General features: G+C 66.3%; 20 protein-coding genes and 1 pseudogene. 11 read left to right on the forward strand and 10 right to left on the reverse strand.

The genetic code is table 11. From position 1 onward, the window contains the following. The first annotated feature begins 108 nt into the window (after window positions 1–108). The 4 genes and pseudogenes from VGN82_RS20835 to nudC all read left to right on the forward strand — a co-directional run bounded on the left by VGN82_RS20835 (window position 109) and on the right by nudC (window position 4930). Window positions 109–1605, forward strand: a complete 1497-nt coding sequence (locus tag VGN82_RS20835; RefSeq protein WP_327528956.1) for a CoA-acylating methylmalonate-semialdehyde dehydrogenase — start codon at window positions 109–111, stop codon at window positions 1603–1605. A 214-nt stretch (window positions 1606–1819) separates the two neighbouring features. Beyond that, window positions 1820–2974: an isobutyryl-CoA dehydrogenase gene (locus tag VGN82_RS20840; RefSeq protein ID WP_327528957.1), complete on the forward strand. Its 1155-nt coding sequence runs from the start codon at window positions 1820–1822 to the stop codon at window positions 2972–2974. A gap of 13 nt (window positions 2975–2987) precedes the next feature. Next, window positions 2988–3929, forward strand: a pseudogene (mmsB, locus tag VGN82_RS20845) (3-hydroxyisobutyrate dehydrogenase); the annotation flags it as partial. A 44-nt stretch (window positions 3930–3973) separates the two neighbouring features. After that, the gene (gene nudC / locus VGN82_RS20850) at window positions 3974–4930 is read left to right on the forward strand and encodes an NAD(+) diphosphatase (RefSeq protein WP_327528958.1); all 957 of its coding nucleotides are present in this window, start codon (window positions 3974–3976) and stop codon (window positions 4928–4930) included. Here nudC and VGN82_RS20855 read toward each other — a convergent pair. The 3 genes from VGN82_RS20855 to VGN82_RS20865 are packed head-to-tail and all read right to left on the reverse strand — an operon-like array spanning window position 4927 to window position 7225. Then, window positions 4927–5604, reverse strand: coding sequence for a VOC family protein (locus VGN82_RS20855; protein WP_327528959.1), 678 nt, complete (start codon window positions 5602–5604; stop codon window positions 4927–4929). The genes nudC and VGN82_RS20855 overlap by 4 nt on opposite strands. A gap of 17 nt (window positions 5605–5621) precedes the next feature. Next, window positions 5622–6476, reverse strand: coding sequence for a prephenate dehydratase (locus VGN82_RS20860; protein WP_327528960.1), 855 nt, complete (start codon window positions 6474–6476; stop codon window positions 5622–5624). Window positions 6477–6481: 5 nt separating this feature from the next. After that, window positions 6482–7225: a 3-deoxy-manno-octulosonate cytidylyltransferase gene (locus VGN82_RS20865; protein WP_327528961.1), complete on the reverse strand. Its 744-nt coding sequence runs from the start codon at window positions 7223–7225 to the stop codon at window positions 6482–6484. 218 nt (window positions 7226–7443) lie between these two features. Between VGN82_RS20865 and VGN82_RS20870 the strand changes: the two genes are divergently transcribed. From VGN82_RS20870 to VGN82_RS20895, 6 genes are all read left to right on the forward strand, one after another. Then, entirely contained in the window at window positions 7444–7986 is a 543-nt protein-coding gene (locus VGN82_RS20870; RefSeq protein WP_327528962.1) for a c-type cytochrome, read from the forward strand. A 199-nt stretch (window positions 7987–8185) separates the two neighbouring features. Continuing rightward, a complete protein-coding gene (locus tag VGN82_RS20875; RefSeq protein WP_327528963.1) occupies window positions 8186–10054 on the forward strand; it encodes an extracellular solute-binding protein in 1869 nt (622 codons plus the stop codon). 6 nt (window positions 10055–10060) lie between these two features. Continuing rightward, window positions 10061–11152 (forward strand): microcin C ABC transporter permease YejB, encoded by a 1092-nt coding sequence (locus VGN82_RS20880; protein ID WP_327528964.1) that lies wholly within the window; start codon window positions 10061–10063, stop codon window positions 11150–11152. Between the two features lies 1 nt (window position 11153). Next, window positions 11154–12329 carry an ABC transporter permease gene (locus VGN82_RS20885; protein WP_327528965.1) on the forward strand — a complete coding sequence of 392 codons (1176 nt, stop codon included), beginning with the start codon at window positions 11154–11156 and terminating at the stop codon, window positions 12327–12329. Beyond that, window positions 12326–13954: an ABC transporter ATP-binding protein gene (locus VGN82_RS20890; RefSeq protein ID WP_327528966.1), complete on the forward strand. Its 1629-nt coding sequence runs from the start codon at window positions 12326–12328 to the stop codon at window positions 13952–13954. Before VGN82_RS20885 ends, VGN82_RS20890 begins: the two co-directional genes overlap by 4 nt. A gap of 2 nt (window positions 13955–13956) precedes the next feature. Beyond that, window positions 13957–15174, forward strand: a complete 1218-nt coding sequence (locus VGN82_RS20895; RefSeq protein ID WP_327528967.1) for a phosphopentomutase — start codon at window positions 13957–13959, stop codon at window positions 15172–15174. 4 nt (window positions 15175–15178) lie between these two features. On the opposite strand, the gene VGN82_RS20900 is transcribed toward VGN82_RS20895, so the two are convergent. The 7 genes from VGN82_RS20900 to murA all read right to left on the reverse strand — a co-directional run bounded on the left by VGN82_RS20900 (window position 15179) and on the right by murA (window position 21449). Continuing rightward, window positions 15179–16636 (reverse strand): methyl-accepting chemotaxis protein, encoded by a 1458-nt coding sequence (locus VGN82_RS20900; protein ID WP_327528968.1) that lies wholly within the window; start codon window positions 16634–16636, stop codon window positions 15179–15181. Next, on the reverse strand, window positions 16633–16989 hold the full coding sequence (locus VGN82_RS20905; protein WP_327528969.1) for a hypothetical protein: 357 nt from the start codon (window positions 16987–16989) through the stop codon (window positions 16633–16635). Before VGN82_RS20905 ends, VGN82_RS20900 begins: the two co-directional genes overlap by 4 nt. Before the next feature lie 383 nt (window positions 16990–17372). Next, on the reverse strand, window positions 17373–17819 hold the full coding sequence (locus VGN82_RS20910; protein WP_327528970.1) for an arsenate reductase ArsC: 447 nt from the start codon (window positions 17817–17819) through the stop codon (window positions 17373–17375). A gap of 4 nt (window positions 17820–17823) precedes the next feature. Continuing rightward, on the reverse strand, window positions 17824–18312 hold the full coding sequence (locus VGN82_RS20915) for a UPF0262 family protein (protein ID WP_327528971.1): 489 nt from the start codon (window positions 18310–18312) through the stop codon (window positions 17824–17826). 37 nt (window positions 18313–18349) lie between these two features. Continuing rightward, entirely contained in the window at window positions 18350–19642 is a 1293-nt protein-coding gene (gene hisD / locus VGN82_RS20920) for a histidinol dehydrogenase (RefSeq protein WP_327528972.1), read from the reverse strand. A 39-nt stretch (window positions 19643–19681) separates the two neighbouring features. Then, on the reverse strand, window positions 19682–20128 hold the full coding sequence (locus VGN82_RS20925; RefSeq protein ID WP_327528973.1) for a DUF2948 family protein: 447 nt from the start codon (window positions 20126–20128) through the stop codon (window positions 19682–19684). A 31-nt stretch (window positions 20129–20159) separates the two neighbouring features. Beyond that, window positions 20160–21449, reverse strand: coding sequence for a UDP-N-acetylglucosamine 1-carboxyvinyltransferase (murA, locus tag VGN82_RS20930; RefSeq protein WP_327528974.1), 1290 nt, complete (start codon window positions 21447–21449; stop codon window positions 20160–20162). Window positions 21450–21965: 516 nt separating this feature from the next. Here murA and VGN82_RS20935 point away from each other — a divergent pair. Then, window positions 21966–22922: an enoyl-CoA hydratase-related protein gene (locus VGN82_RS20935; RefSeq protein WP_327528975.1), complete on the forward strand. Its 957-nt coding sequence runs from the start codon at window positions 21966–21968 to the stop codon at window positions 22920–22922. The last annotated feature ends 5 nt before the right edge of the window (window positions 22923–22927 follow it).

The raw sequence follows: 22927 nt of genomic DNA on the forward strand, positions 1-22927 counted from the left end.
TTGTGTTTCTGCACGACGCCCTATCCAAGGTCGCTATAGCCGTGCACAAACAGGAATGGTAGGGGAGAGCCGGATTTCGAGACACCACCATTAGTAGGGGAGGACGCGATGCGTCAGGTTGGTCATTTCATCGGCGGCAAGCATGTCGCCGGCACCTCGGGCCGCACTGCCGACATCTACCAGCCGATGGACGGCACGGTGATCGGCAAGGTCGCGCTGGCCTCTGCCGCCGAACTGCGCACCGCCGTCGAGAACGCTGCCGAGGCCCAGCCGAAATGGGCCGCCGTCAACCCGCAGCGCCGCGCCCGCGTGCTGATGAAGTTCCTCGACCTGATCGCGCAGAACAATGACGAGCTGGCCGAGTTGCTCGCCCGCGAGCATGGCAAGACCATTCCGGACGCGAAGGGCGACATCCAGCGCGGCGTCGAGGTCGTCGAGTTCTCGCTCGGCGTGCCGAACCTGATGAAGGGCGAGTTCACCGACGGCGCCGGCCCGGGCATCGACATCTATTCGCTGCGCCAGCCGCTCGGTGTCTGCGCCGGCATCACCCCGTTCAACTTCCCGGCGATGATCCCGCTCTGGAAGCTCGGCCCCGCCATCGCCTGCGGCAACGCCTTCATCCTGAAGCCGTCCGAGCGCGACCCCGGCGTGCCGATGCGCCTCGCCGAACTCTTCATCGAGGCTGGCGGGCCTCCCGGCATCCTCAATGTCGTCAACGGCGACAAGGAGGCGGTCGACGCCATTCTGGACGATCCGGACATCAAGGCCGTCGGCTTCGTCGGCTCGACCCCGATCGCGGAGTACATTTATGCCCGCGGCTGCGCGGCGGGTAAGCGCGTGCAGTGCTTCGGCGGCGCCAAGAACCACATGATCATCATGCCCGACGCCGACATGGACCAGGCGGTCGATGCGCTGATCGGTGCCGGCTACGGCTCGGCCGGCGAGCGCTGCATGGCGATCTCGGTCGCGGTTCCCGTCGGCAAGGGTACGGCCGACGAGCTCGTCAAGCGCCTGATCCCGCGCGTCGAGAGCCTGAAGATCGGCCCCTCGACCGACACCGCGGCCGATTACGGCCCGGTCGTCACCAAGGCGGCGATGGAAAAGATCAAGCACTATGTCGATGTCGGCGTGCAGGAAGGCGCCAAGCTCGTCGTCGACGGCCGCGCCTTCAAGATGCAGGGCTACGAGAACGGCTTCTATGTCGGCGGCTGCCTGTTCGACAACGTCACCAAGGACATGCGCATCTACAAGGAGGAGATCTTCGGACCGGTCCTCTCTGTGCTGCGCGCCGAGAGCTATGACGAGGCGCTGAAGCTCACCAACGACCACGAATACGGCAATGGCACCGCGATCTTCACCCGCGATGGCGATGCGGCGCGCGACTTCGCCTCGAAGGTCCAGGTCGGCATGGTCGGCATCAACGTGCCGATCCCGGTACCGCTGGCCTACTACACCTTCGGCGGCTGGAAGCGCTCTTCGTTCGGCGACCTCAACCAGCACGGCCCGGACTCGATCCGCTTCTACACCAAGACCAAGACCGTGACGGCGCGCTGGCCGAGCGGCATCAAGGATGGCGCCAGCTTCGTCATTCCGACGATGAACTGACGCGAAGCCACGGAGGAGGCCATGAAGCCAGCGCTGCGGATCATCGCAACGTCGCTTCCGGCTTCCTGCGCGCTCGCCCGTCAAGCTCCCGCCGGCGCATCGCGATCTGCCGGCGGCCCTTCCCTATCCCGATCGGAGCGAACAGGCCCTGCCTTTCGTCGCGATTGCGCGCGGCTGCGCGACGGGACTATCTCACTGATCAGGAGGGCCAGCCTTGAACGCCTTCGCTCTCACCGATGACCAGATCGCCATCCGCGACATGGCGCGGGATTTCGCTGCCGATACGCTCGCGCCTCACGCTTCGCGCTGGGACGAGGAGAAGCATTTTCCGATCGAGGAGATGCGCGCCGCCGCCGCACTCGGCATGGGCGGCATCTACATCCAGGACGATGTCGGCGGCTCCGGGCTCTCGCGGCTCGATGCGGCGCTGATCTTCGAGGCGCTCTCGACCGGCTGCCCGACGGTCGCGGCCTTTATCTCGATCCACAACATGTGCGCCTGGATGATCGACCGCTATGGTTCGGACGAACAGCGCAAGGCCTTGCTGCCGAAGCTCTGCACGATGGAACATCTGGCGAGCTATTGCCTGACTGAACCCGGCGCGGGCTCGGATGCCGCGGCGTTGAAGACCCGGGCTGTGCTGGATGGCGACCACTACATTCTCGACGGGCAGAAGCAATTCATTTCCGGCGCTGGCGTCTCCGACATCTATGTCGTGATGGTGCGCACCGGCGAGGCCGGCCCTTCCGGCATCTCGACGCTCGTCGTCGAGAAGGGCACGCCGGGCCTCTCCTTCGGCGCAAACGAGAAGAAGATGGGCTGGAACGCCCAGCCGACGCGCGCCGTGATCTTCGAGAACTGCCGCGTGCCGGTGGCCAACCGGCTGGGTCCGGAAGGCATCGGCTTCAAGATCGCCATGGCCGGGCTCGATGGCGGACGGCTCAATATCGGCGCCTGCTCGCTTGGCGGCGCCCAGAGTGCGCTCGACAAGGCGCTGGCCTATGCCCAGGAGCGCAAGGCCTTCGGCGCGCGCATCGCCGATTTCCAGGCATTGCAGTTCAAGCTCGCGGACATGGCGATCGAACTGGAAGCGGCGCGCAGCCTGCTCTGGCGAGCGGCCGCGGCGCTGGACGCGAAAGCGCCCGAGGCGACAAAGCTTTGCGCCATGGCCAAGCGCGTTGCCACCGACACTGGTTTCGAGGTCGCCAACCAGGCCCTGCAGATCCATGGCGGCTATGGCTATCTCGCCGATTACGGCATCGAGAAGATCGTCCGGGATCTCCGCGTCCACCAGATCCTGGAGGGGACGAACGAGGTCATGCGGATGATCGTCGCGCGCGGGCTCGTCGGCCGGGCGAAGGGGAACTGAGAACTCAGTCCGAAGAGGGGCGGCTCAAGGCCGCCCGTCACGGGTCTACAAGCGAGAGGATACGACCATGACCAGCATCGCCTTCATTGGCCTCGGCAATATGGGCGGCCCGATGGCCGGCAATCTCGTCAAGGCCGGGCATGAGGTGCGCGCCTTCGATCTCGTGCAGGCCTCGAAGGACGCTGCCGCCGAGCTCGGCGTCGTCATCGCGGGTTCGGCGAAGGACGCCGTCACGGATGCCGACGTCGTGATCACGATGCTGCCGGCCGGCAAGCACGTTCTCTCAGTCTGGGCCGACACCCTGCCCTCCGTGAAGAAGGGCGCCCTGGTCATCGACTGCTCGACCATCGATGTCGACAGCGCCCGCAAGGCGCATGCGATGGCCGGCCAGCATGGCTGCCTGTCGCTCGATGCACCTGTCTCCGGCGGCACCGGCGGCGCCAAGGGCGCGACGCTGACCTTCATGGTCGGTGGGGCGGACCAGGCCTTTTCCCTCGGCGAGCCGATCCTGAAGGCGATGGGGCGGCGGATCGTGCATTGCGGCGCCGACGGCAACGGCCAGGCGGCCAAGATCTGCAACAACATGATCCTCGGCATCTCGATGATCGGCGTCTCGGAAGCCTTCGTGCTGGCGGAGAAGCTCGGCCTCTCGCATCAAGCGCTGTTCGACGTCGCCTCGACTTCGTCGGGCCAGTGCTGGTCGCTGACGACCTATTGCCCCGTCCCCGGCCCGGTCCCGACCTCGCCCGCGAACAACGACTACAAGCCCGGATTTGCCTCGGCGCTGATGCTGAAGGACCTCAAGCTGTCGCAGGAAGCGGCGCAGGCCGCCGGCGCCTCGACGCCGCTTGGCGCCGCCGCGACGCAGCTCTACGGCCTTCACAATGCCTGGGGCGAAGGCGGCGCCGACTTCTCCGCCATCGTCAACCTGCTACGCGGCCGGGACGGTGCGTGAAGTCCGCTTGCGCGAGGGCGTGAGGCGGGTTTAGGACGGTTCTCATGAACGACGCCTCCCGCCCGCGCGAACGCTCGGCCCTCACCGGCTTCGCAGTCAACAAGCTCGATCGCCGCGAGGATCTGCGCAACAAGCCCGATGCGGTCTCCGCATTGCGGCATCGCTCGGATACGCGGATCGCGGTCGTCGCTGGCGAGACGCCGATTCTGAAACGCCTCGACGGCGAGGCACTCTCGGTCTGGTTCAGCCATGGCGAGACGCAGCTGCTCGGTGACGGGCTCGAAGAGGCCTTCTTGGGGCTGGCGCCAGACGGCGCCCCGCGCTTCGCGAGACTGCTCGACCGGGCGCAGGCCGAGCCGCTGCGCGAGCGCTCGGAACTCTTCGTCACCGATCTCCGCTCCGTCGCGCTGAAGCGCCTCGTGCCGGAGGACGAGCTTGGCCCGCTCGGCGAAGGCAAGGCCCTGCTCGACTGGCATGCGCGCCATCGCTTCTGCGCCCAGTGCGGCCAACCGACCACGCTCGGCGCCTCGGGCTGGAAGCGCGAGTGCAGCGCCTGCGGCGCCCAGCATTTCCCACGCACCGACCCGGTCGTGATCATGCTCGTGACCCACGGCGAGAGGTGCCTGCTGGCGCGGCAGGCCCGCTTCGCTCCGGGGATGTATTCCTGCATCGCCGGCTTCATCGAGCCGGGCGAAACCTTCGAGGATGCGGTGCGCCGCGAAAGCTGGGAGGAGGCCGGGCTGCGCGTCGGCACCGTCCGCTACATCGCCTCGCAACCCTGGCCATTCCCCTCATCGCTGATGATCGGCTGCATCGCGGCTGCGCTCAACGACGACATCGTGCTCGACATGACCGAACTCGAGGCGGGCCGCTGGTTTTCGCGCGAGGAAGCGCTCCAGATGCTGGAAGGCACGCATCCCGACGGCTTCACCAGCCCGCAGCACCTCGCCATCGCCAACACGCTGCTGAGGGCCTGGGCGGTCGAGGGCGAGAGCGTCTAGCTCAGCTCTCTCGTGCCTGCCGCTGTTTCGATTTGCGCCCGATAGCACAGCTCGGGCCCTGCCCTGATCTCAGGCGGGCGATCGACGATGAAGTCCTCGTAGAGTTTCGAGATCGCGGCCGGATCCGGATGCTCGAGCACGAACGATTCCAGCCTTGCGCCGAGATCGGCCATCGTCGCCATCGAACGCGGCTTGCCTCGCCGGTCGATGAGCGAGGGAAGGACTCCGTCGAGAGGCAGCGAGCCATCGTCAGGGATCGCGAAGTCGAACACCGGCGCGCCAAAGGGGAGAGCGACCTTGCGGCCGAAGAGGGCGCTCCGCCCGGCGAGGACGGCATCGATGGCATGAGTGCGCGCCACCCAGCCCCGCAGGCGCCGACCGGTGTCCCAAGCCGCCCTCAGGCTCTTCTGATCGTCCAGACCGAACCAGCGCGCCCGCCCGGGCGAACGGCCCGCTGGATCGAGGGCCACGATTTCCAGATAGACCGAGCCGCCGAGCTGAAGCAGGTGGTTGTGGCTGCCCATGTACTGATGGCGCTGGCCGAACGGAACATCCAGATCCAGACAGGCTCTGACATGCGCCACGCCCTCGGTCAGGTCAGGCGCGATGACGGTGAGGTGGTCGAGCTGGAGCGACGCGCGTTCCCTGCCAACCACCTGCGTCGCTTGCGCCATGAGAGGAGGCTCCGCCGCTACTCTCCCGCCTCGGCGAAGCTCTCGCGGAAGGCGTTGGCCGGATAGACGCCGAGGATCTTCACCTCCTTCGAGAAGAAGGCGAGTTCGTCGAGCGCGCGCCGCAGCGCCGGATCGTCCGGGTGCCCCTCGACATCGGCATAGAACATCGTCGCCGAAAAATGACCATCAACCATGTAGCTCTCGAGCTTGGTCATGTTGATGCCGTTGGTCGCGAAGCCGCCCATCGCCTTGTAGAGCGCGGCCGGCAGGTTGCGGACCTGGAAGATCAGCGTCGTCACTGTCTTGGCGGCACCCTGGCGGGCGAATTCAGGATATTTCGAGAGGATCACGAAGCGCGTCGTGTTGTGCTTCTCGTCCTCGATGTCCTCCATGAGAATGTCGAGGCCGTAGACCTCCGCCGCGATGCGCGGGGCGATCGCGGCGCGGCTGAGATCGGCTGCTTCCGCGACCTGGCGGGCAGAGCCGGCCGTATCGGCCGCGACCTCGGCCTTGAGGCCGAGCTTGCGGATGATCTTGCGGCATTGGCCGAGCGCATGGATATGGCTCTGCACCGTCTTCAGCGTCGCCAGCGTCGCGCCCTTCACCGCCATCAGGTGGAAGCGGATCGGCAGGAAGTGTTCGCCGATGATGTGAAGGCCCGAACGCGGCAGCAGATGGTGAATGTCGGCGACACGGCCGGCGATCGAGTTGTCGATCGGGATCATGCCGTAACGTGCCGTGCCGTCGGAGACCGCTGCCAGCGCATCCTCGAAGGTCGCGCAAGGGAGCAGTTCGCAATCCGGAAAGACCGCGAGCGCCGCCTGCGACGAGAAGGCGCCGGGTTCGCCCTGGTAGGACACGATCACAGACATGGGCTTCAGGCTCCGGCGTGGGTTCCAAGGATCGCGCGGGCGCGATCCAGATCTGGCGGCGTGTCGACGCCGCGGGGCACGTGATCGATGATCATCGCGTCGATGCGCATGCCGTCCTCGAGCGCTCGCAACTGCTCGAGACTCTCGCGCTTTTCCAGCATGGATTGCGGCAGGCTGACGAAGCGATCCAGCGCCGCGCGGCGATAGGCGTAGATTCCGACATGGTGGTAGAGGGGCCCCTCACCGTACGGCGCCGTGGCGCGCGTGAAATAGAGAGCCCGCAAGCGGGCCGGCGTGACATGGCTGCCGACCAGCTTGACCACGCTGGGCGCGAGCTTCTCTTCATCGTCGGTGATAAGGCCCACGAGCGTCGCGATCGAAACTTCAGGATCGGCGAGCGGGATCATGGACGCCGCGATCGCCACAGGTTCGAGCGTCGGGAAATCGCCCTGCACGTTGACGATGACGTCATGGCGTCCCTGCGGGTCGAGGATGTCGGCCGCCTCCTTGATGCGATCCGATCCGGAAGGGTGATCGTCGCGCGTCATTACGGCACGACCGCCGGCGGCCTCGACGGCCGCGCAGATGTCAGGCGAATCCGTCGCGACCGCGACCGGCCCGATATCGGCCGCGACAGCGCGCCGCCAGACCCGCACGATCATCGGCTCGCCATGGATGTCGGCAAGTGGCTTGCCGGGCAGGCGCGTGGCCCGCAGGCGGGCCGGAATCAGGATCATCGGATCGGACATTGGAATCGGCCAACTCGTGGGTCGATGCGTGCAGCGTGGGTCTTGCGCAGGGCGCCGTTGCAAGCGTCAAAAGGTCTCAAAGCGGAGCGTGCTTATACGAGTTGCAATGAAGCGCGCAAAGCGGTTAAGCAACGCTCGTGTGTCGGCGCCGCGAGGCTCCGGCCTATGCGCTGTATTGCCTCCTGCGTCCTGCGCCGGCGGCCGAGGGTTCGGATACGATGGATATCGAAACCAACAAGATCGCCGGTGCGGCACTCTCCACGCTTCTGGTGGTGATGAGCCTCAACATGGTCGCCGGCATCGTGTTCGCACCGAAGAAGCCCGCCGTGCCGGGCTTCGACCTGCCGAGCGCGGAAGCCAGCGGCTCGGCCGGTGCCGCCGCGGCTCCCGCCGCCGACGAGCCGATCGCAGTTCGCCTCGCCAAGGCCGATCCGGCCCGCGGCGAGAAGGCCATCGGCGCCTGCAAGGCCTGCCACACCTTCGAGAAGGGCGGCGCCAACAAGATCGGCCCGCATCTCTTCGACGTCTATGGCCGCGAGAAGGCCCATGTCGAAGGCTTCGCCTATTCGGCCGCGATGAAGGGCAAGTCGAGCGAGAAGTGGGAGGCCGAGCAGCTCGACGGCTTCCTGAAGAACCCCAAGGCATACCTGCCCGGCACGATCATGGCCTTCGCCGGAATGACCAAGCCAGACCAGCGCGCCGATGTCGTGGCTTACCTCAACACCCTGGCCGACGCGCCGAAGCCGCTGCCGAAGCCCTGAGCGGCTTTCCCCGCAGAGCTGATGAATTCGTGAAGCCGGGCCCAGTGCCCGGCTTTTCCTTTGCCCGGCTTTTGCTTGCGCACGCCATGGTGTTGCCGCCACCATGGCGTCGAGTGTCATGGTTGCGCCCGCTCGCCGGGCAGGCGACATGATTCAGGGCGATTCGCGAGAAGCCCGGCCGACGAGGAGACGCGATACGATGACGACCCGCATCAGCCGCCGCAGAGTTCTGGAAGCCGCTGCGCTCGCGGCGGCGGGAGCGGCGCTGCCGGGCGTGGGCGGGCGCGCCTTCGCCCAGGAAGCGGAGCTGCACGGACTCTCGACCTTCGGCGAGCTCGGACTCCCGCCGGATTTCCCGCATTTTCCCTATGTAAATCCCAAGGCCCCCAAGGGCGGGACGCTGACGATCCAGATCAAGCAGGCCAGCGGCAACCAGAGCTTCGACACCTTCAACACGCTCAACACCTTCGTCCTGCAGGGCGACGGCGCGGCCGGCATGGATGCCTGCTTCGACAGCCTGATGACCGGATCGGGGGACGAGCCCGGCACCCTCTACGGATTGCTGGCGAAGAGCGTCTCTGTCTCGCCGGACAAGTTGACCTATCGCTTCCGGCTCCGGCCGGAGGCGCGCTTCCATGACGGCACACGCGTCACCGCTGCCGATGTCGCCTTCTCGATGAATATCCTGAAGACCAAGGGACACCCCTCCTTTCGGCTGATCCTGAACGAATTGGTCTCGGCCAAAGCGGAAAGCGACGACATCTTCGTCGCGCAGCTTTCGCCCAAGCGCAGCCGCGACCTGCATCTCGTCGTCGCCGGCCTGCCGGTCTTCTCTGAGAAATTCTGGTCGACCCGGAATTTCGAAGCCTCGACTCTGGAGCCGCCGCTGGGCTCGGGCGCGTACAAGGTCGGCCGCTTCGAGCAGGGCCGATTCATCGAATTCGAGCGCGTCACCGACTACTGGGCCAAGGATCTGCCGGTGAATATCGGCGTCAACAACTTCGACCGCGTCCGCTGGGAGTATTTCCGCGACCGGCAGGTGGCGTTCGAAGCGTTCAAGAGCGGCGTCATCACCTTCCAGCAGGAATTCACCTCGCGCATCTGGGCGACGGGCTACGACTTCCCGGCCGTCCATGAAGGCAAGGTCAAGAAGGAGGCCCTGCCGAAGACCGACCCTGTCGGCTCGCAGGGCTGGATCTACAATCTCCGGCGGGAGAAATTCGCCGATCCGCGCATTCGCGAGGCGCTCGGGCTCTGCTTCGATTTCGAGTGGACGCGCAAGACCATCATGTTCGGCTTCTACGAGCGGATGACGTCCTATTTCGAGAACTCGGATTCGAAGGCCGTCGGCAAGCCTTCGCCGGAGGAACTCGCGCTGCTCGAGCCGTTCCGCGGCAAGGTTCCGGACGAGGTCTTCGGCGAGCCCTGGCTGCCGCCGGTCTCGGACGGCTCGGGCAGTGACCGCGCCCTGTTGCGCCGCGCCGACGAGATGCTGCGCGCAGCCGGCTGCAAGCGCGACGGCAATGTCCTGAAGCTGCCGAATGGCCAGCCCTTCGAGATCGAGTTCCTCGACTCGCAGGGCGCGCTGCAACCGCATACCCAGCCCTTCCAGGCTAATCTCAAGCGGCTTGGCATCAACGCCACCTCCCGCATCGTCGACGGCGCCCAATACCAGCGTCGCCTCGACGAATTCGATTTCGACATCATCAGCCGCGCGCTCGGCGGCAGTGCTATCCCGAGCGACTCGCTGCGCATCGTCTATGGCTCGGAAGCGGCCAAGACCCGCGGCTCACGCAATGTCGGCGGCGTCAGCGATCCCGCCATAGACGCGATGATCGAGGCGATCGGCCAGGCCGACAGCTACGCCAAGGTCGTCGTCGCCGCGAAATGCCTCGATCGTCTGCTGCGGGCCGGGCGCTACTGGATCCCGATGTGGTGGAACGACGAGGAATGGCTGGCCTATTGGGACATGTTCGATAGGCCGCAGACCAAGCCGAAATACGGCTCCGGCGCGCCTTCGATCTGGTGGTACAACGCCGAGAAGGCGAAACGGATCGGGAAGGCATAAAGCGGCATGCTGAGCTACATCGCCCGGCGTCTCGCGCTGATGGTGCCGACGCTGTTCGGCATCCTGCTGATCTCGTTCGTTATCGTACAGTTCGCACCGGGTGGACCGGTGGAACGCGTGATTTCGCAGCTCCAGAACCCGAATAGCGGTGCCTCCGACCGCGTCGGCGGCGGCTCCGGCGGCGATGCCGGCGCGCAGGCCGCAGGCGATGCGTCGTCCTATCGTGGCGCGCAGGGGCTCGACCCCGCCTTCATCAAGGAGCTGGAGAAGCAGTTCGGCTTCGACAAGCCGGCTCATGAGCGCTTCACCAAGATGCTCGGCGACTACATCCGCTTCGATTTCGGACGCAGCTATTTCCGTGACGCGCCGGTGCTGCAGCTGATCAAGGAAAAACTGCCGGTCTCGATCTCGCTGGGCCTGTGGATGACGCTGCTCTCCTACGCGATCTCGATTCCGCTCGGCATCCGCAAGGCAGTCAAGGACGGCTCGCGCTTCGACACCTGGACCAGCGCCGTCGTGATCATCGGCTACGCCATTCCGGGTTTCCTGTTCGCGATCCTCCTGATCGTGCTCTTCGCGGGTGGCTCGTTCTGGCAGATCTTCCCGCTGCGCGGGCTCTATTCCGACAATTTCTCGGAGCTCTCCTTCTTCGGGAAGGTCACGGACTATCTCTGGCATATCGCCCTGCCGGTGACCGCGATGGCGCTCGGTGCCTTCGCGACCTCGACCTTGCTGACGAAGAACTCGTTCCTCGACGAGATCCGCAAGCAATACGTGCTGACGGCACGCATGAAAGGGCTGTCCGAGCGCGGCGTGCTCTACGGCCATGTCTTCCGCAATGCGATGCTGATCGTGATCGCGGGCTTTCCGGGCGCCTTCGTGCATGCGCTCTTTGCCGGCTCGCTCCTGATCGAGACGATCTTCTCGCTCGACGGGCTAGGGCTCTTGTCCTTTGAGGCGATCGTCAACCGCGACTATCCGGTCGTCTTCGCCAATCTCTACATCTTCTCGCTGATTGGCCTCATCGTGCATCTCATCACCGACCTGACTTACACCTGGGTCGATCCCCGCATCGATTTCGAGACGCGGGAGACCTGAGATGAGCGACACGCTGATCGATGTGCCGCCGCCCGCCCTGCGCAGTGCGGCCGTGCATGCCCCGCCCGAAGCGAGCCAGGGCTGGCTCAAGCTCTCGCCGATCAATCGGCGCAGGCTGAACAACTTCAAGGCGAACAAGCGCGGCTGGTGGTCGCTCTGGATCTTCCTGACGCTGTTCGTACTGTCGCTGTTCGCGGAGTTCCTGGCGAACGACCGGCCTCTGATCGTGCGCTACAAGGGCGAATGGCTGTTCCCGGTCGCCGTGAACTATCCCGAGGAGAAGTTCGGCGGCTTCCTCGCGACCACCGACTATCGCGACCCGGTCATCGCCAAGGAGATCGACGCCAACGGCTTCGCGGTCTGGCCGCCGATCCGCTACAGCTATCGCACGCACAACCTCGACCTGCCGGTACCCGCCCCTGCCCCACCGACCTGGATGCTCAAGGACGAGCAGTGCCGCGCCATTGCCGAACGGACCGGCGGTACCGGCTGCCGCGACCTCGAATGGAACTGGCTCGGCACAGACGACCAGGGCCGCGATGTCGTCGCGCGGCTGATCTACGGTTTCCGCATCTCGATCCTGTTCGGGCTCATCCTGTGCGGCTTCTCCTCGGTGATCGGCATCACGGCGGGGGCGATCCAGGGCTATTTCGGCGGCTGGACCGACCTGATCTTCCAGCGCGTCATCGAGATCTGGACCTCGATCCCGGCGCTCTATCTGCTCATCATCGTGGCCGCGATCATCACGCCGAGTTTCTTCGTGCTGCTCGGCATCCTCCTGCTGTTCTCCTGGGTAGCGCTCGTCGGTGTCGTCCGGGCCGAGTTCCTGAGGGCGCGCAATTTCGAATATGTCCGCGCCGCGCGAGCGCTGGGGCTCTCGAACCGCGCGATCATGATCAAGCACCTGCTGCCGAACGCGATGGTGGCGACGCTGACCTTCCTGCCCTTCATCCTGAACGGATCGATCACCACGCTGACCTCGCTCGACTTCCTCGGCTTCGGCCTGCCGCCCGGCTCGCCCTCGCTCGGTGAGTTGCTGGCCCAGGGCAAGTCGAACCTGCAGGCACCCTGGCTCGGCCTCTCCGGCTTCGTCGTGATCGCGCTGATGCTGTCGCTGCTGATCTTCATCGGCGAGGCGGTGCGTGATGCCTTCGACCCGCGGAAGACTTTCGCATGACCGCCCCCCTCCTCTCCGTCCAGGACCTCTCCGTCGCCTTCCGCCAGGGTGGGCGCGAGACTCTGGCCGTCGACCGGGTCTCGTTCCAGATCGCCAAGGGCGAGACGCTGGCCATCGTCGGCGAGTCCGGTTCGGGCAAGTCTGTCTCGGCGCTGTCGATCCTGAAGCTGCTGAACTACCCTTCGGCCCATCACCCCTCCGGCAAGGTGCTGTTCGGCGGGCAGGACCTGATCGCGGCCGACGAGGACGCGATGCGCAAGGTGCGCGGCAATGACATCACCATGGTGTTCCAGGAGCCGATGACCTCGCTCAACCCGCTGCACACGATCCAGCGGCAGATCGGCGAGATCCTCGAGCTGCACAAGGGATTTCGCGGCGAAGGCGCGCGGGCGCGCACGCTCGAACTGCTCGAACTCGTCGGCATCCGCGATGCGGCGAGCCGGCTCGACGCCTATCCGCACCAGCTCTCGGGCGGCCAGCGCCAGCGCGTGATGATCGCGATGGCGCTCGCCAACGAGCCGGACCTGCTGATCGCCGACGAGCCGACCACGGCGCTCGACGTCACCGTGCAGGCGCAGATCCTGAAGCTGCTGAAGGAGCTGCAGGAGCGGCTCGGCATGGCGATGCTGTTCATCACCCATGATCTCGGCATCGTCCGCCGCATCGCCGACCGGGTCTGCGTCATGCTGAAGGGCCAGATCGTCGAGCAGGGGCCGGTGGCGGAGATCTTCGGCGATCCGCAGCACGCCTACACGCAGCGCCTGCTCGCCGCCGAGCCGAAAGGCCGCCCTGCCCCCGTTCCCGCGGATGCAGCAACGCTGGTCGAGGCCGGACCGATCAAGGTCTGGTTCCCGATCAAGAGCGGTTTCCTGCGCAAGACGACCGGCCATGTGAAGGCGGTCGACGGCATCGCAGTCAAGGTGCGCGAAGGCGAGACGCTCGGCGTCGTCGGCGAATCCGGCTCGGGCAAGACGACGCTGGGACTCGCCATCCTCAGGCTGATTTCTTCGGAGGGACCGATCGTCTTCCTGGGCGATCGCATCGACGGCCTGTCGAGTTCGGCCGTGCGGCCGAAGCGCAAGGATCTCCAGGTCGTCTTCCAGGACCCGTACGGCTCGCTCTCGCCGCGCATGTCGGTGGCGGAGATCGTCGCCGAGGGGCTGACCGTCCAGGCCAGGCAGCAGAGCTATGCGGAGCGCCGCGAGGTCGTGGCGCAAGCGCTGAGCGATGTCGGGCTGGACCCTTCCGCGATGGACCGCTACCCGCACGAGTTCTCCGGCGGCCAGCGCCAGCGCATCGCGATCGCGCGCGCCATGGCGCTCGATCCGAAGTTCGTCGTGCTCGACGAGCCGACCTCGGCGCTCGACATGTCGGTGCAGGTGCAGATCGTCGAATTGCTGCGCGACCTGCAGGCGCGGCGCAGGCTCGGCTACCTATTCATCAGCCACGATCTGAAGGTCGTACGGGCGATGGCCCATCGCGTGCTGGTGATGCAGAACGGCAAGATCGTCGAGGAAGGTGCGGCCGAGACCATCTTCTCGCAACCGCGCGAAGCCTACACGCAGGCGCTGCTGGCCGCAGCGCTCAACCTCGAGCCGGCCGGAAGCGCCGCCGTGAGGGACTGAACATGGCGCGCGCGATCCTGATCGTGCTCGATTCCGTCGGCTGCGGCGGAGCCGAGGACGCGCATCTCTATGGCGACGAGGGCGCGGACACGCTCGGCCATATCGCGGAAGCCTGCGCCGATGGGCGCGGCGATCGCGCAGGCCTGCGCAGCGGGCCGCTCGCCCTACCGAACCTCGTGCGGCTGGGCCTCGCCCATGCGTATGAGGCTTCTACGGGCCGGCCGCTCGCCGGCGCCGCGAAGCCGGCCATGCCTGCCGGGCAGCACGGCTATGGCGTCGAGCGGAGCCAGGGCAAGGACACGCCATCCGGCCACTGGGAAATCGCCGGCTGCCCGGTGCCGTTCAAATGGGGCTATTTCACCGCACTGGAAAATTCGTTCCCGCGCGAACTGGTCGCCGCCATCATCCGGGAGGGAGAGCTCCCCGGCATCCTCGGCAACAAGCACGCCTCAGGCACCGCCATCATCGACGAGCTGGCAGATGAGCACATCCGGACTGGAAAGCCGATCTGCTATACCTCCGTCGATTCCGTGCTGCAGATTGCCGCGCATGAGGAGCATTTCGGGCTGGAGCGGCTTTATGCGCTCTGCGGCAAGGTCCGCACGCTCGTCGATCCGCTCCGGATCGGGCGCGTCATCGCGCGGCCCTTCATCGGCACGGCCGAGACTGGCTACACGCGGACCGGCAAGCGCAAGGATTTCGCCATCCCACCGCCGGGCGAGACGATCCTCGACCGTCTGGCGGCGCGCCGACGCAAGGTGATCACCGTCGGGAAGATCGGCGACATCTTCGCCCATCGTGCGACGGGGGAAGAGATCAAGCCAATCGGCAACGCGGCGATGTTCGAGGCCGCGCTGACGGCCTGGGAACGCCTGGCTGAGGGCGGCTTCTGCTTCGTCAATCTCGTCGATTTCGACACGGAGTACGGCCATCGTCGCGATGTACCGGGTTACGCGGCGGCGCTGGAAGCCTTCGACGCGATGCTGCCACAGCTGGACGCGGCGCTGCGGCCCGGCGACCTCGCGATCATCACGGCCGACCATGGCAACGACCCGACCTGGCCGGGCACGGACCATACCCGCGAGCACGTGCCGATCCTGGCCTTCGGGCCCGGCATCGCGCCCAAGCCGCTCGGCCGGCGCGAAAGCTTTGCCGATATCGCTGCGACGCTCGGCGATTGGCTCGGGGTCGGGCCGATCGGCCCGGGCCGGGGCTGGTAGAGGGTCAGGCCGCCGCGACGCGCTCGCAGAACGCCGCGACCTCCTCGCGGATGCTGCGCGCCTGGGCGGCAAGCTGATCAGCTGAGTCCTGTACCTGCCGAGCAGCGTCGTGGGCGCCTTCGGTCATCGCCTCGAAGCTGCCGACGATATCGGCGCTGCGCCGCGCGCCCTCGAAGGACATCCGGACCTGATGCGCGATCTCCGAGGTCGCCTCGCCCTGCTGCTGCACCGAGACCGAGATCGCATCCGCAACACGCTCGACATCGCCGATCGCCGTCACGATGTCGCGGATCGCCTTGAGAGACCGCTGCGAAGCTTCCTGCATGGCACCGATCTGTGCGGAAACCTCATCGGTCGCCTTGGCAGTTTGGGCCGACAGGGTCTTGACCTCGCTGGCGACCACGGCGAAGCCGCGCCCCATCTCGCCGGCGCGAGCCGCCTCGATCGTCGCGTTGAGGGCGAGCAGGCTGGTCTGCGCCGCGATACCCCGGATCAGATCCACCACCGCCCCGACATTCTCGCTGTTGCGGGCGAGAATCTCGATCTCGCCACTGGCCTTCCGGGCGAGTTCTGCCGCCGTCGTCGAGCCCTCGGCCGAATGCGAGACGTTCCGTCCGATTTCGGCAATCGAGACTGCCAGCTCGTTGCTGGCAGCAGAGAGATGGTCGATGCCCGACATCGTCTCGGATGTCGCGTCCGATACCATGACCGTCTGGCGCCGGGCCTGATCCGAGGTTCCGATCAAGGCCACGGCCTCTCCCTGCATGACGTCGGCCGAACGATCGAGCACGGCCATCTCCAGCTCCATCTTGGCATGGAAGCCGGCGACAATCTCGCGGAGCGTCTGTGCACGCCGGCTGAGTTCGTCGGCCAGACGCCTCTCGCCTTCGCCCGCAGCCCGCTCGCGCTCGGCAGTCTCGCGGGCCAGCGCTAGGCTTTCCGCATTCATCCGGAACATGCGCTCCATGATCACCGCGATCGTCGCCAGGAACGAGGTCTCCATGATGACGATGACCGCGTGCAGGAGAACGCGCAGCAGACTGCCGCCCTGATAGAATACGGCCGAAGGCAGCACATATTGCAGGACGAGGTGGTGGACCGCCGTCAGGGCGGCGCCCATGACGATAGGGCGCCAGTCGCAGAAACCGGCGAGCAAGGCCAGGATCGCGAAGTAATACATGTGCATGTCCGGCTGCCAGGGGTGACCGGCAAAGCTGAACACCATGATCGAAACCTGTCCGATCAATGTAATGGCCATGAAGAGTTGGGTCAGCGTGGCCGCGCCGCGGGTCGCATAGAGCAGGAGCCCCCCGGCCGCGAGCACGAAAGCCAAGGCGACCGGCAGCAAGCCGTTCTCGCCGCGCAGCCAGAAGGCCAGGGCGACGATGGGCACATGCAGGAAGGCGAGGCCCAACAGGACGCAGGCCACCCGCTGGCGAACGACGTCGAGGGTCCAGGTCATGACGCTGCGGGCTCCGTTGCTGCCGCATCGAGGCATCCGGCAAGGCCGGCGAGCGTCAACACCAGGACAGCGCCTTGCGGCCTGACCGCCGAGGCGGCTTCGACCGGCGCCGCGATCACGACGAAGGACGAACGCCCCGAACGCAGCACCGGATATCCGGCGGAAAGGCTGCGCGTGATGGCCTCGTCGGCCGAGACCCAGGGCGGAAAGACGATGGCGAGGGGCTCCCGCTGCCCCGGCGAGGCGCCCGGCAATGCGAGTGGAGCAATGACGAGACTGGCGAGGAACATGACGCATAGTGCGGCGCGCTCGCGGCCGGACAATGCCCGGTTCGCAGGGGCCTGGATCATCATTCTCGATTCCATGGATTGCCCGAACGCTAGACGACCGCCCGCAGTCCCCCAGCAGACGCGCTCAATTGAAACGGTTTAGGTTAAGGGGTCCTTTAGCGTCGGACCCAGGCGGCGCGTCCCAAACCCGGGCGCGCCTGGCGAGTCGTAGCCAAAGCCTCGACGGCGGCAACGCTGGATTGCAGGAACCCCGCGGCGGCGTCCGCCCGCGCTCAACGGCCCAGCGCAATCACTTATCCGGCTCGCAAAAAACGCAGCCAAGACGGGCGGAATTCGTCGTCACGAGGACACTTGTCGGCGCGATCAACCCATGATTGCAGCGATGTCGCCGGCCAGCCCTGCTGACCAACGCCCCGCGACATCTCGTCGCATAATGTTCCGCCGACTCAGGAGGTCAGGCGAGCCTTGATCCTGCGCATCAGCCCGTCTCGCACCTCGCGATAGGCGTCCATGACCTGGTCGCGCGAACCTTGAACCGCCGTGGGGTCAACCGTCGGCCAGTACTCGACTTCGGCAGCGACCGTTCGCGTGAGGTCCAGCGCCTTGTGATGGGCCTCCGGCGAAAGCGAGATGATCAGGTCGAAGTTGAGACCCTCCCACTCCTCCAACTCCTCGACCGATTTCGGCTTGTGCCGGTGTGCATCGATGCCGATCTCGTCGAGCACGGCCAGCGCGAAGGCGTCGACCTCGCCGCGGCGCGCACCCGCGGACTGGACATAGACCGACTTGCCGAAGAAGTGCTTGGCCATCGCCTCGGCCATCGGGGAGCGCACCGCATTGTGCGCGCAGATGAACAGCACGCTCTGGATCTTGCGCGAGGAAGCCCGCTCCAAGCGCTCAGCCCTTCCAATGCAGCGCGTAGATGAGCGTGAACAGTCGCCTAGCGGTGTCGAAGTCGATCTCGACCTTAGTGGCGAGACGGTCGACCAGGATGCCCGCCGCCTCGTCGTGGAGACCGCGGCGCCCCATGTCGATCGCCTCGATCTGCGAGGGCGTCGCCGTGCGAATGGCGGCATAGTAGCTCTCGCACACCATCGCGTAGTCCTTGACGATCCGGCGGAACGGCGTGAGCGAGAGATGATGGGTGACAACGGGAGAGCCGTCCGCCTCCTTGATCTCGAAGGCCAGTCTCCGCTCGACCAAGGCCAGATGCGCGAGATAGGGGCCGCCGTCATGGCCGGGCAGCGCAAAGCGATTGCGTTCGATCAGATCGTAGATCGCGACCGCGCGTTCATGCTCCTGATCGGCAGAGCCGCCGCCGAGCGACGAGGGGTCGAGCGTGACGCCCAGCAGGCGGTGCTTCGCGGGTGGATCGGCTTGAAGCATCACACCTCCGGTCCCTGTCGCGGCGGATGTGCCGCGCTCAGCGATTCAGCCTGATCGTCACGGAACGGCCATGGGCCTGCAAGCCCTCGGCTTCGGCGAGTTGCGTTGCCGCCGGCGCGAGAGCACGCAACCCTTCGGAGCCGCATTTCAGCAGCGACGTCCGCTTCATGAAGTCGAGCACGCCGAGCCCCGAGGAAAAGCGGGCCGAGCGAGCCGTCGGCAGCACGTGGTTGGGACCGCCGACATAGTCGCCGATCGCCTCGGGCGTGTGGCCGCCGAGGAAGATCGCCCCGGCATTCCGGATCATGCCGGAGAGACGGTCGGGATCGGCCGTCATGATCTCGAGATGTTCAGGAGCCAGCCGGTCGACCAGCGGCACCGCCCGTTCGAGGTCCGAGACCAGCAGGATCGCGCCGAAATCATCCCAGCTCTTCGCAGCGATGGCGGCGCGGGGCAGCGTCTGCAACTGCGCGCGGATCGCCTTCTCGACCTCGTCGGCGAGGCCGGCATCGTCGGTCATCAGGATCGACTGAGCCGAGACGTCGTGCTCGGCCTGGGCGAGCAGATCGGCGGCGATCCAGTCGGGATTGGCGGTGCCGTCCGCGATGACCAGGACTTCGGAAGGACCGGCGATCATGTCGATGCCGACCTGGCCGAAGACCCGGCGCTTGGCGGCGGCGACATAGGCGTTACCAGGGCCGACGATCTTGGCGACCGGGGCAATGCTGGCCGTGCCATAGGCCAGCGCGGCCACGGCCTGCGCCCCGCCGATGCGGTAGATCTCGTCCACGCCGGCCAGATGCGCCGCCGCGAGCACGAGAGGGTTGGTTTCGCCGCGCGGCGTCGGAGCGACCATGACCACACGATCGACGCCGGCGACCTTCGCGGGCACGGCGTTCATCAGCACGGAGGAGGGATAGCTCGCCGTGCCGCCAGGCACGTAAAGGCCGACCGCCTCGATGGCGCTCCAGCGCCAACCGCTCTGGACGCCGGCCCCATCCGTGAACCAGGCGTCCTGCGGCTTCTGGTGAACGTGATAGGCCTCGATGCGGTCCCGGGCGGTCTCCAGTGCCGCGATCTGTGCGGGCGGACAGGCGGCGACCGCGGCGTCGATCTCGTCCGCCGAAACCCGCAACGCCTGCGGCGTGAGCGCGAGCTGATCGAAGCGTTGCGTATAGTCGATGACGGCAGCATCGCCATGCTCACGCACCTCGGCGATGATGTCCGCGACGACGCGATCGACCTCCTCTGAGACCTCCCGCTTGGCCGACAGCAGATCAAGGAACTCGCGCTCGAAGGCGGCGCTGCGGTCGTCGAGCCTGGTCGGCATCGCTCTCCCCGGGGGTGTCTTGAATCTTCAGGAAACGGCTCAGGGGCCGTCCGGGTGCCCCGGCGTCGCCAGCGCCTCCCAGACGGGACCGAGATCCTTCATCTGCGCTTCGATGCACTCGACTTCGAGGCGGATCGCAGCGCCATCGGAGAAATGCAGCGTGACGTCGCCGGCGGGGGTGTCTCGTTCGGCGAAGCCGATCGCCAGCAGGCTCAGCACCTGATCAGGTGCAGCCTTGTCGATCTTCGTGCTGCGCACCGTCAAGACACGGTCGAAATGCAGGGCGGACAGGCGACGGCGGCGCTGGCCTTGCGACACCCCCTCCCAGTCGAAGCGGCGCGCGGCGAGCGCGAAGCGCTTCTCGGCCGGCAGCCAGACGATATCCGCCACCTTCAGGACAGCATCCTGAAGGTGCGTTGAAACGATCGCCAAATCATCGGCGTCGAGCGCGATGAGCTTCAGCGGGTCTGCGGCATCGTCCGACATGGAGGTGTTCTGGCGGGGCCGCCCGCGGACGTCAACCGGAGATGCGCTCGACCTGGCCGCCACAGCGGCTGAGCTTCGCTTCGAGCGCCTCGAAACCGCGGTCCAGATGGTAGACACGGTTGATCATGGTCTCGCCTTCGGCGGCAAGCCCGCCGATGACGAGCGAGACGGAAGCGCGCAGATCGGTGGCCATCACCGGTGCACCGGTCAGCTTGGTGACACCGTCGACATAGGCGGCATCGCCATCGAGCCGGATCTTCGCGCCGAGCCGCGCCAGCTCCTGCACATGCATGAAGCGGTTCTCGAAGATCGTCTCGCGGATGCGCGACGTGCCCTTGGCCTTCGTCATCAGCGCCATGAACTGGGCCTGGAGGTCGGTCGGGAAGCCCGGGAAGGGATCCGTATCGATGTCGACGGCTTCGAGCGCCTGCCCGTTGCGGCGGACCCGAATGCCCTCATTGGTCGAGCTGACCTCGGCGCCGGCCTTGACCAGGACGTCGAGCGCCGACTGCAGCAGATCGGCCCGTGCCCCTTCCAGCATCACGTCGCCGCCGGTCATCGCCACGGCCATGGCGTAGGTGCCGGTCTCGATGCGATCGGGCAGGACGGCATGATGGGCTCCGCCCAGGCGAGAGACGCCCGTGACCACGATCCGGCTCGTGCCGGCGCCCTCGATCTTCGCGCCCATCTTGATCAGGCAGGCGGCGAGATCGACGACCTCGGGCTCGCGCGCCGCGTTGTCGATCACCGTCGTGCCCTGGGCGAGCACTGCGCCCATCAGCGCCGTGTGGGTGCCACCGACCGTCACCTTCGGGAAGACGATTTCGGCGCCCTTGAGACCTTTGGGCGCGCGGGCGAGCGCATAGCCGTTCTCGATCTCGATCTCGGCGCCGAGCTTCTCCAGCGCCATCAGCAGCAGGTCGACCGGCCGGGTCCCGATGGCGCAACCGCCGGGCAGCGAGACCTTGGCCTCGCCCATGCGGGCCAGGATCGGCGCGATCACCCAGAAGCTGGCGCGCATCGTCGAGACGAGCTCGTAGGGCGCGCAGGTATCGACGATCTGGCGGGCCGTCAGTGCGATCGTCTGGCCAGTCTCGGCGGACTGGCCGATGCGCTTGCCGGCGATCGAGCGATCGACGCCGTGGTTCGACAGGATGCGCGAGAGAGCGCTGACATCGGAGAGGCGCGGCACATTGGCGAGCGTCAGCGTCTCGTCCGTCAGCAAGCTCGCGATCATCAGCGGCAATGCGGCGTTCTTCGCGCCCGAAATCGGAATCGAGCCATTGAGGCGCTGGCCGCCGGTGATGCGGATCTTGTCCATCGTCAGGTCCTGCTGAGCCGGCCGGCCGAACGCCGGTGGCACCTGGAAAATTCGGGTCAGGACCGGTTGGGCTCGGCCTGGGCTTGCGGTTCGGGCTCCTGCGCGGACGTCTCTTCCGCGCGACGACCTCGGGCCTGCGCCTTGCGGCGCTTCAGGTTCTCCCGAAGGGCGGCGGCGAGGCGCGCCCTCTTCTCGTCGTCTGCGGCTGTCTGACGGTTCACGGCAACAACTCGGTACCGGGGTTCAACGCTCGGAACACGGCGAATTCGCGGCGCATGGTTAGCCGCATGCACCGATTTGGACAAGCGCGGCGCGGCAGCAAAGGCATGGCATTTGCCATCGAGAGCGCATGGGCTCCCCAGTGTCCGATTGCGGCACAGGTCGAAGGCCAAAAGATGACGTTAGGGAATAAAGCTTAATGTAATTAACCATTTCCACGAGATTCCGTTTACAGTTTATTAACTTCACCTACCTTGTGGCCATCGCGCTTGGCGTGTGGCAACGGGGATCAGCGGCATGTTCCAGTCTTCTGCTTCGGTCATGGACGCCACGCCTGCTGCCGTTCTCGAGAGCTGCGAAGTCATCGATGCGATCCGCCACAAGGCGGGGTTCCTGCCGGAAACGCAGATCGCCTACGAACCCGAGATCAAGACGCTCTGGGTCACGATCCGCCCAGAATTGAAGCCGGTCTTCACGCTTCAGCTCCTCGACAGCCTGGTAAAGATCCAGACCGCGATCTCCGCCCTGTGGGGCGCGCCCGACCAGTATCACCGCGCTCCGGTGCGCTTTCTCGCCTTCCGCGGGGCCGGGCCGTTCTTCACGCTCGGTGGCGACCTCGACTTCTACCTGGACTGCCTGGCCAAGAACGATCGCGCGGCGCTGGCCGAGTATGCGCGCCTGTCGAGCGCAGGCGCCGTCCTCAACGCGAGCGGGTTGAACGGCCTCGTGGTGACGCTGTCGACGATCCACGCCAAGGCCATCGGCGGCGGCATCGATGCGCCGCGCTCATGCAATGTCATGATCGCCGAGGAGCAGGCCTCCTTCGTCTACCCGGAAATCAAGTTCAACCACTTCCCGATCACCGCGGTCGCGATCCTGTCGCGCCGCATGGGGGCGCGCGCCGCCGAGCAAATGCTGCTCTCCGGCGAGGAGATGACCGCCCAGGAATTCATGGATGCGGGCGGGCTGGAGGCCGTCGTGCCGACGGGGACGGGCGAGGCCTGGATCCGCAAATATGCGCATGACTCGCTGCCGATCCATGCCGCGAAGACTGCGCTCTTCTCCGCCTTCAATCGCCGCGCCGGCAATCTCCAGGAGGAACTCGATCATCTCGGCCAGATCTGGACCGACTGCATGCTGAGGCTCAACCCGAGCGCGATCTCGAAGCTGCAGCGGATCGCGCAGACGCAGGACCGCATGCTTTCACGGGTCTATCTGCGGCCCGTATCAGCCGCCTTGCCGCTGAGCGCGTGACCCTG

Source organism: Allobosea sp., from assembly GCF_035999205.1.
In the GTDB taxonomy this organism is placed as follows: Bacteria; Pseudomonadota; Alphaproteobacteria; order Rhizobiales; family Beijerinckiaceae; genus Allobosea.

What these genes read in the sequence shown, in the direction of transcription:
- VGN82_RS20835 (WP_327528956.1), top strand. Translation starts at nt 109, where the DNA reads ATGCGTCAGGTTGGTCATTTCATCGGCGGCAAGCATGTCGCCGGCACC.
- nudC (WP_327528958.1), top strand. Translation starts at nt 3,974, where the DNA reads ATGAACGACGCCTCCCGCCCGCGCGAACGCTCGGCCCTCACCGGCTTC.
- VGN82_RS20855 (WP_327528959.1), bottom strand. Translation starts at nt 5,604, where the DNA reads ATGGCGCAAGCGACGCAGGTGGTTGGCAGGGAACGCGCGTCGCTCCAG.
- VGN82_RS20860 (WP_327528960.1), bottom strand. Translation starts at nt 6,476, where the DNA reads ATGTCTGTGATCGTGTCCTACCAGGGCGAACCCGGCGCCTTCTCGTCG.
- VGN82_RS20865 (WP_327528961.1), bottom strand. Translation starts at nt 7,225, where the DNA reads ATGTCCGATCCGATGATCCTGATTCCGGCCCGCCTGCGGGCCACGCGC.
- VGN82_RS20870 (WP_327528962.1), top strand. Translation starts at nt 7,444, where the DNA reads ATGGATATCGAAACCAACAAGATCGCCGGTGCGGCACTCTCCACGCTT.
- VGN82_RS20875 (WP_327528963.1), top strand. Translation starts at nt 8,186, where the DNA reads ATGACGACCCGCATCAGCCGCCGCAGAGTTCTGGAAGCCGCTGCGCTC.
- VGN82_RS20880 (WP_327528964.1), top strand. Translation starts at nt 10,061, where the DNA reads ATGCTGAGCTACATCGCCCGGCGTCTCGCGCTGATGGTGCCGACGCTG.
- VGN82_RS20885 (WP_327528965.1), top strand. Translation starts at nt 11,154, where the DNA reads ATGAGCGACACGCTGATCGATGTGCCGCCGCCCGCCCTGCGCAGTGCG.
- VGN82_RS20890 (WP_327528966.1), top strand. Translation starts at nt 12,326, where the DNA reads ATGACCGCCCCCCTCCTCTCCGTCCAGGACCTCTCCGTCGCCTTCCGC.
- VGN82_RS20895 (WP_327528967.1), top strand. Translation starts at nt 13,957, where the DNA reads ATGGCGCGCGCGATCCTGATCGTGCTCGATTCCGTCGGCTGCGGCGGA.
- VGN82_RS20900 (WP_327528968.1), bottom strand. Translation starts at nt 16,636, where the DNA reads ATGACCTGGACCCTCGACGTCGTTCGCCAGCGGGTGGCCTGCGTCCTG.
- VGN82_RS20905 (WP_327528969.1), bottom strand. Translation starts at nt 16,989, where the DNA reads ATGATGATCCAGGCCCCTGCGAACCGGGCATTGTCCGGCCGCGAGCGC.
- VGN82_RS20915 (WP_327528971.1), bottom strand. Translation starts at nt 18,312, where the DNA reads ATGCTTCAAGCCGATCCACCCGCGAAGCACCGCCTGCTGGGCGTCACG.
- hisD (WP_327528972.1), bottom strand. Translation starts at nt 19,642, where the DNA reads ATGCCGACCAGGCTCGACGACCGCAGCGCCGCCTTCGAGCGCGAGTTC.
- VGN82_RS20925 (WP_327528973.1), bottom strand. Translation starts at nt 20,128, where the DNA reads ATGTCGGACGATGCCGCAGACCCGCTGAAGCTCATCGCGCTCGACGCC.
- murA (WP_327528974.1), bottom strand. Translation starts at nt 21,449, where the DNA reads ATGGACAAGATCCGCATCACCGGCGGCCAGCGCCTCAATGGCTCGATT.
- VGN82_RS20935 (WP_327528975.1), top strand. Translation starts at nt 21,966, where the DNA reads ATGTTCCAGTCTTCTGCTTCGGTCATGGACGCCACGCCTGCTGCCGTT.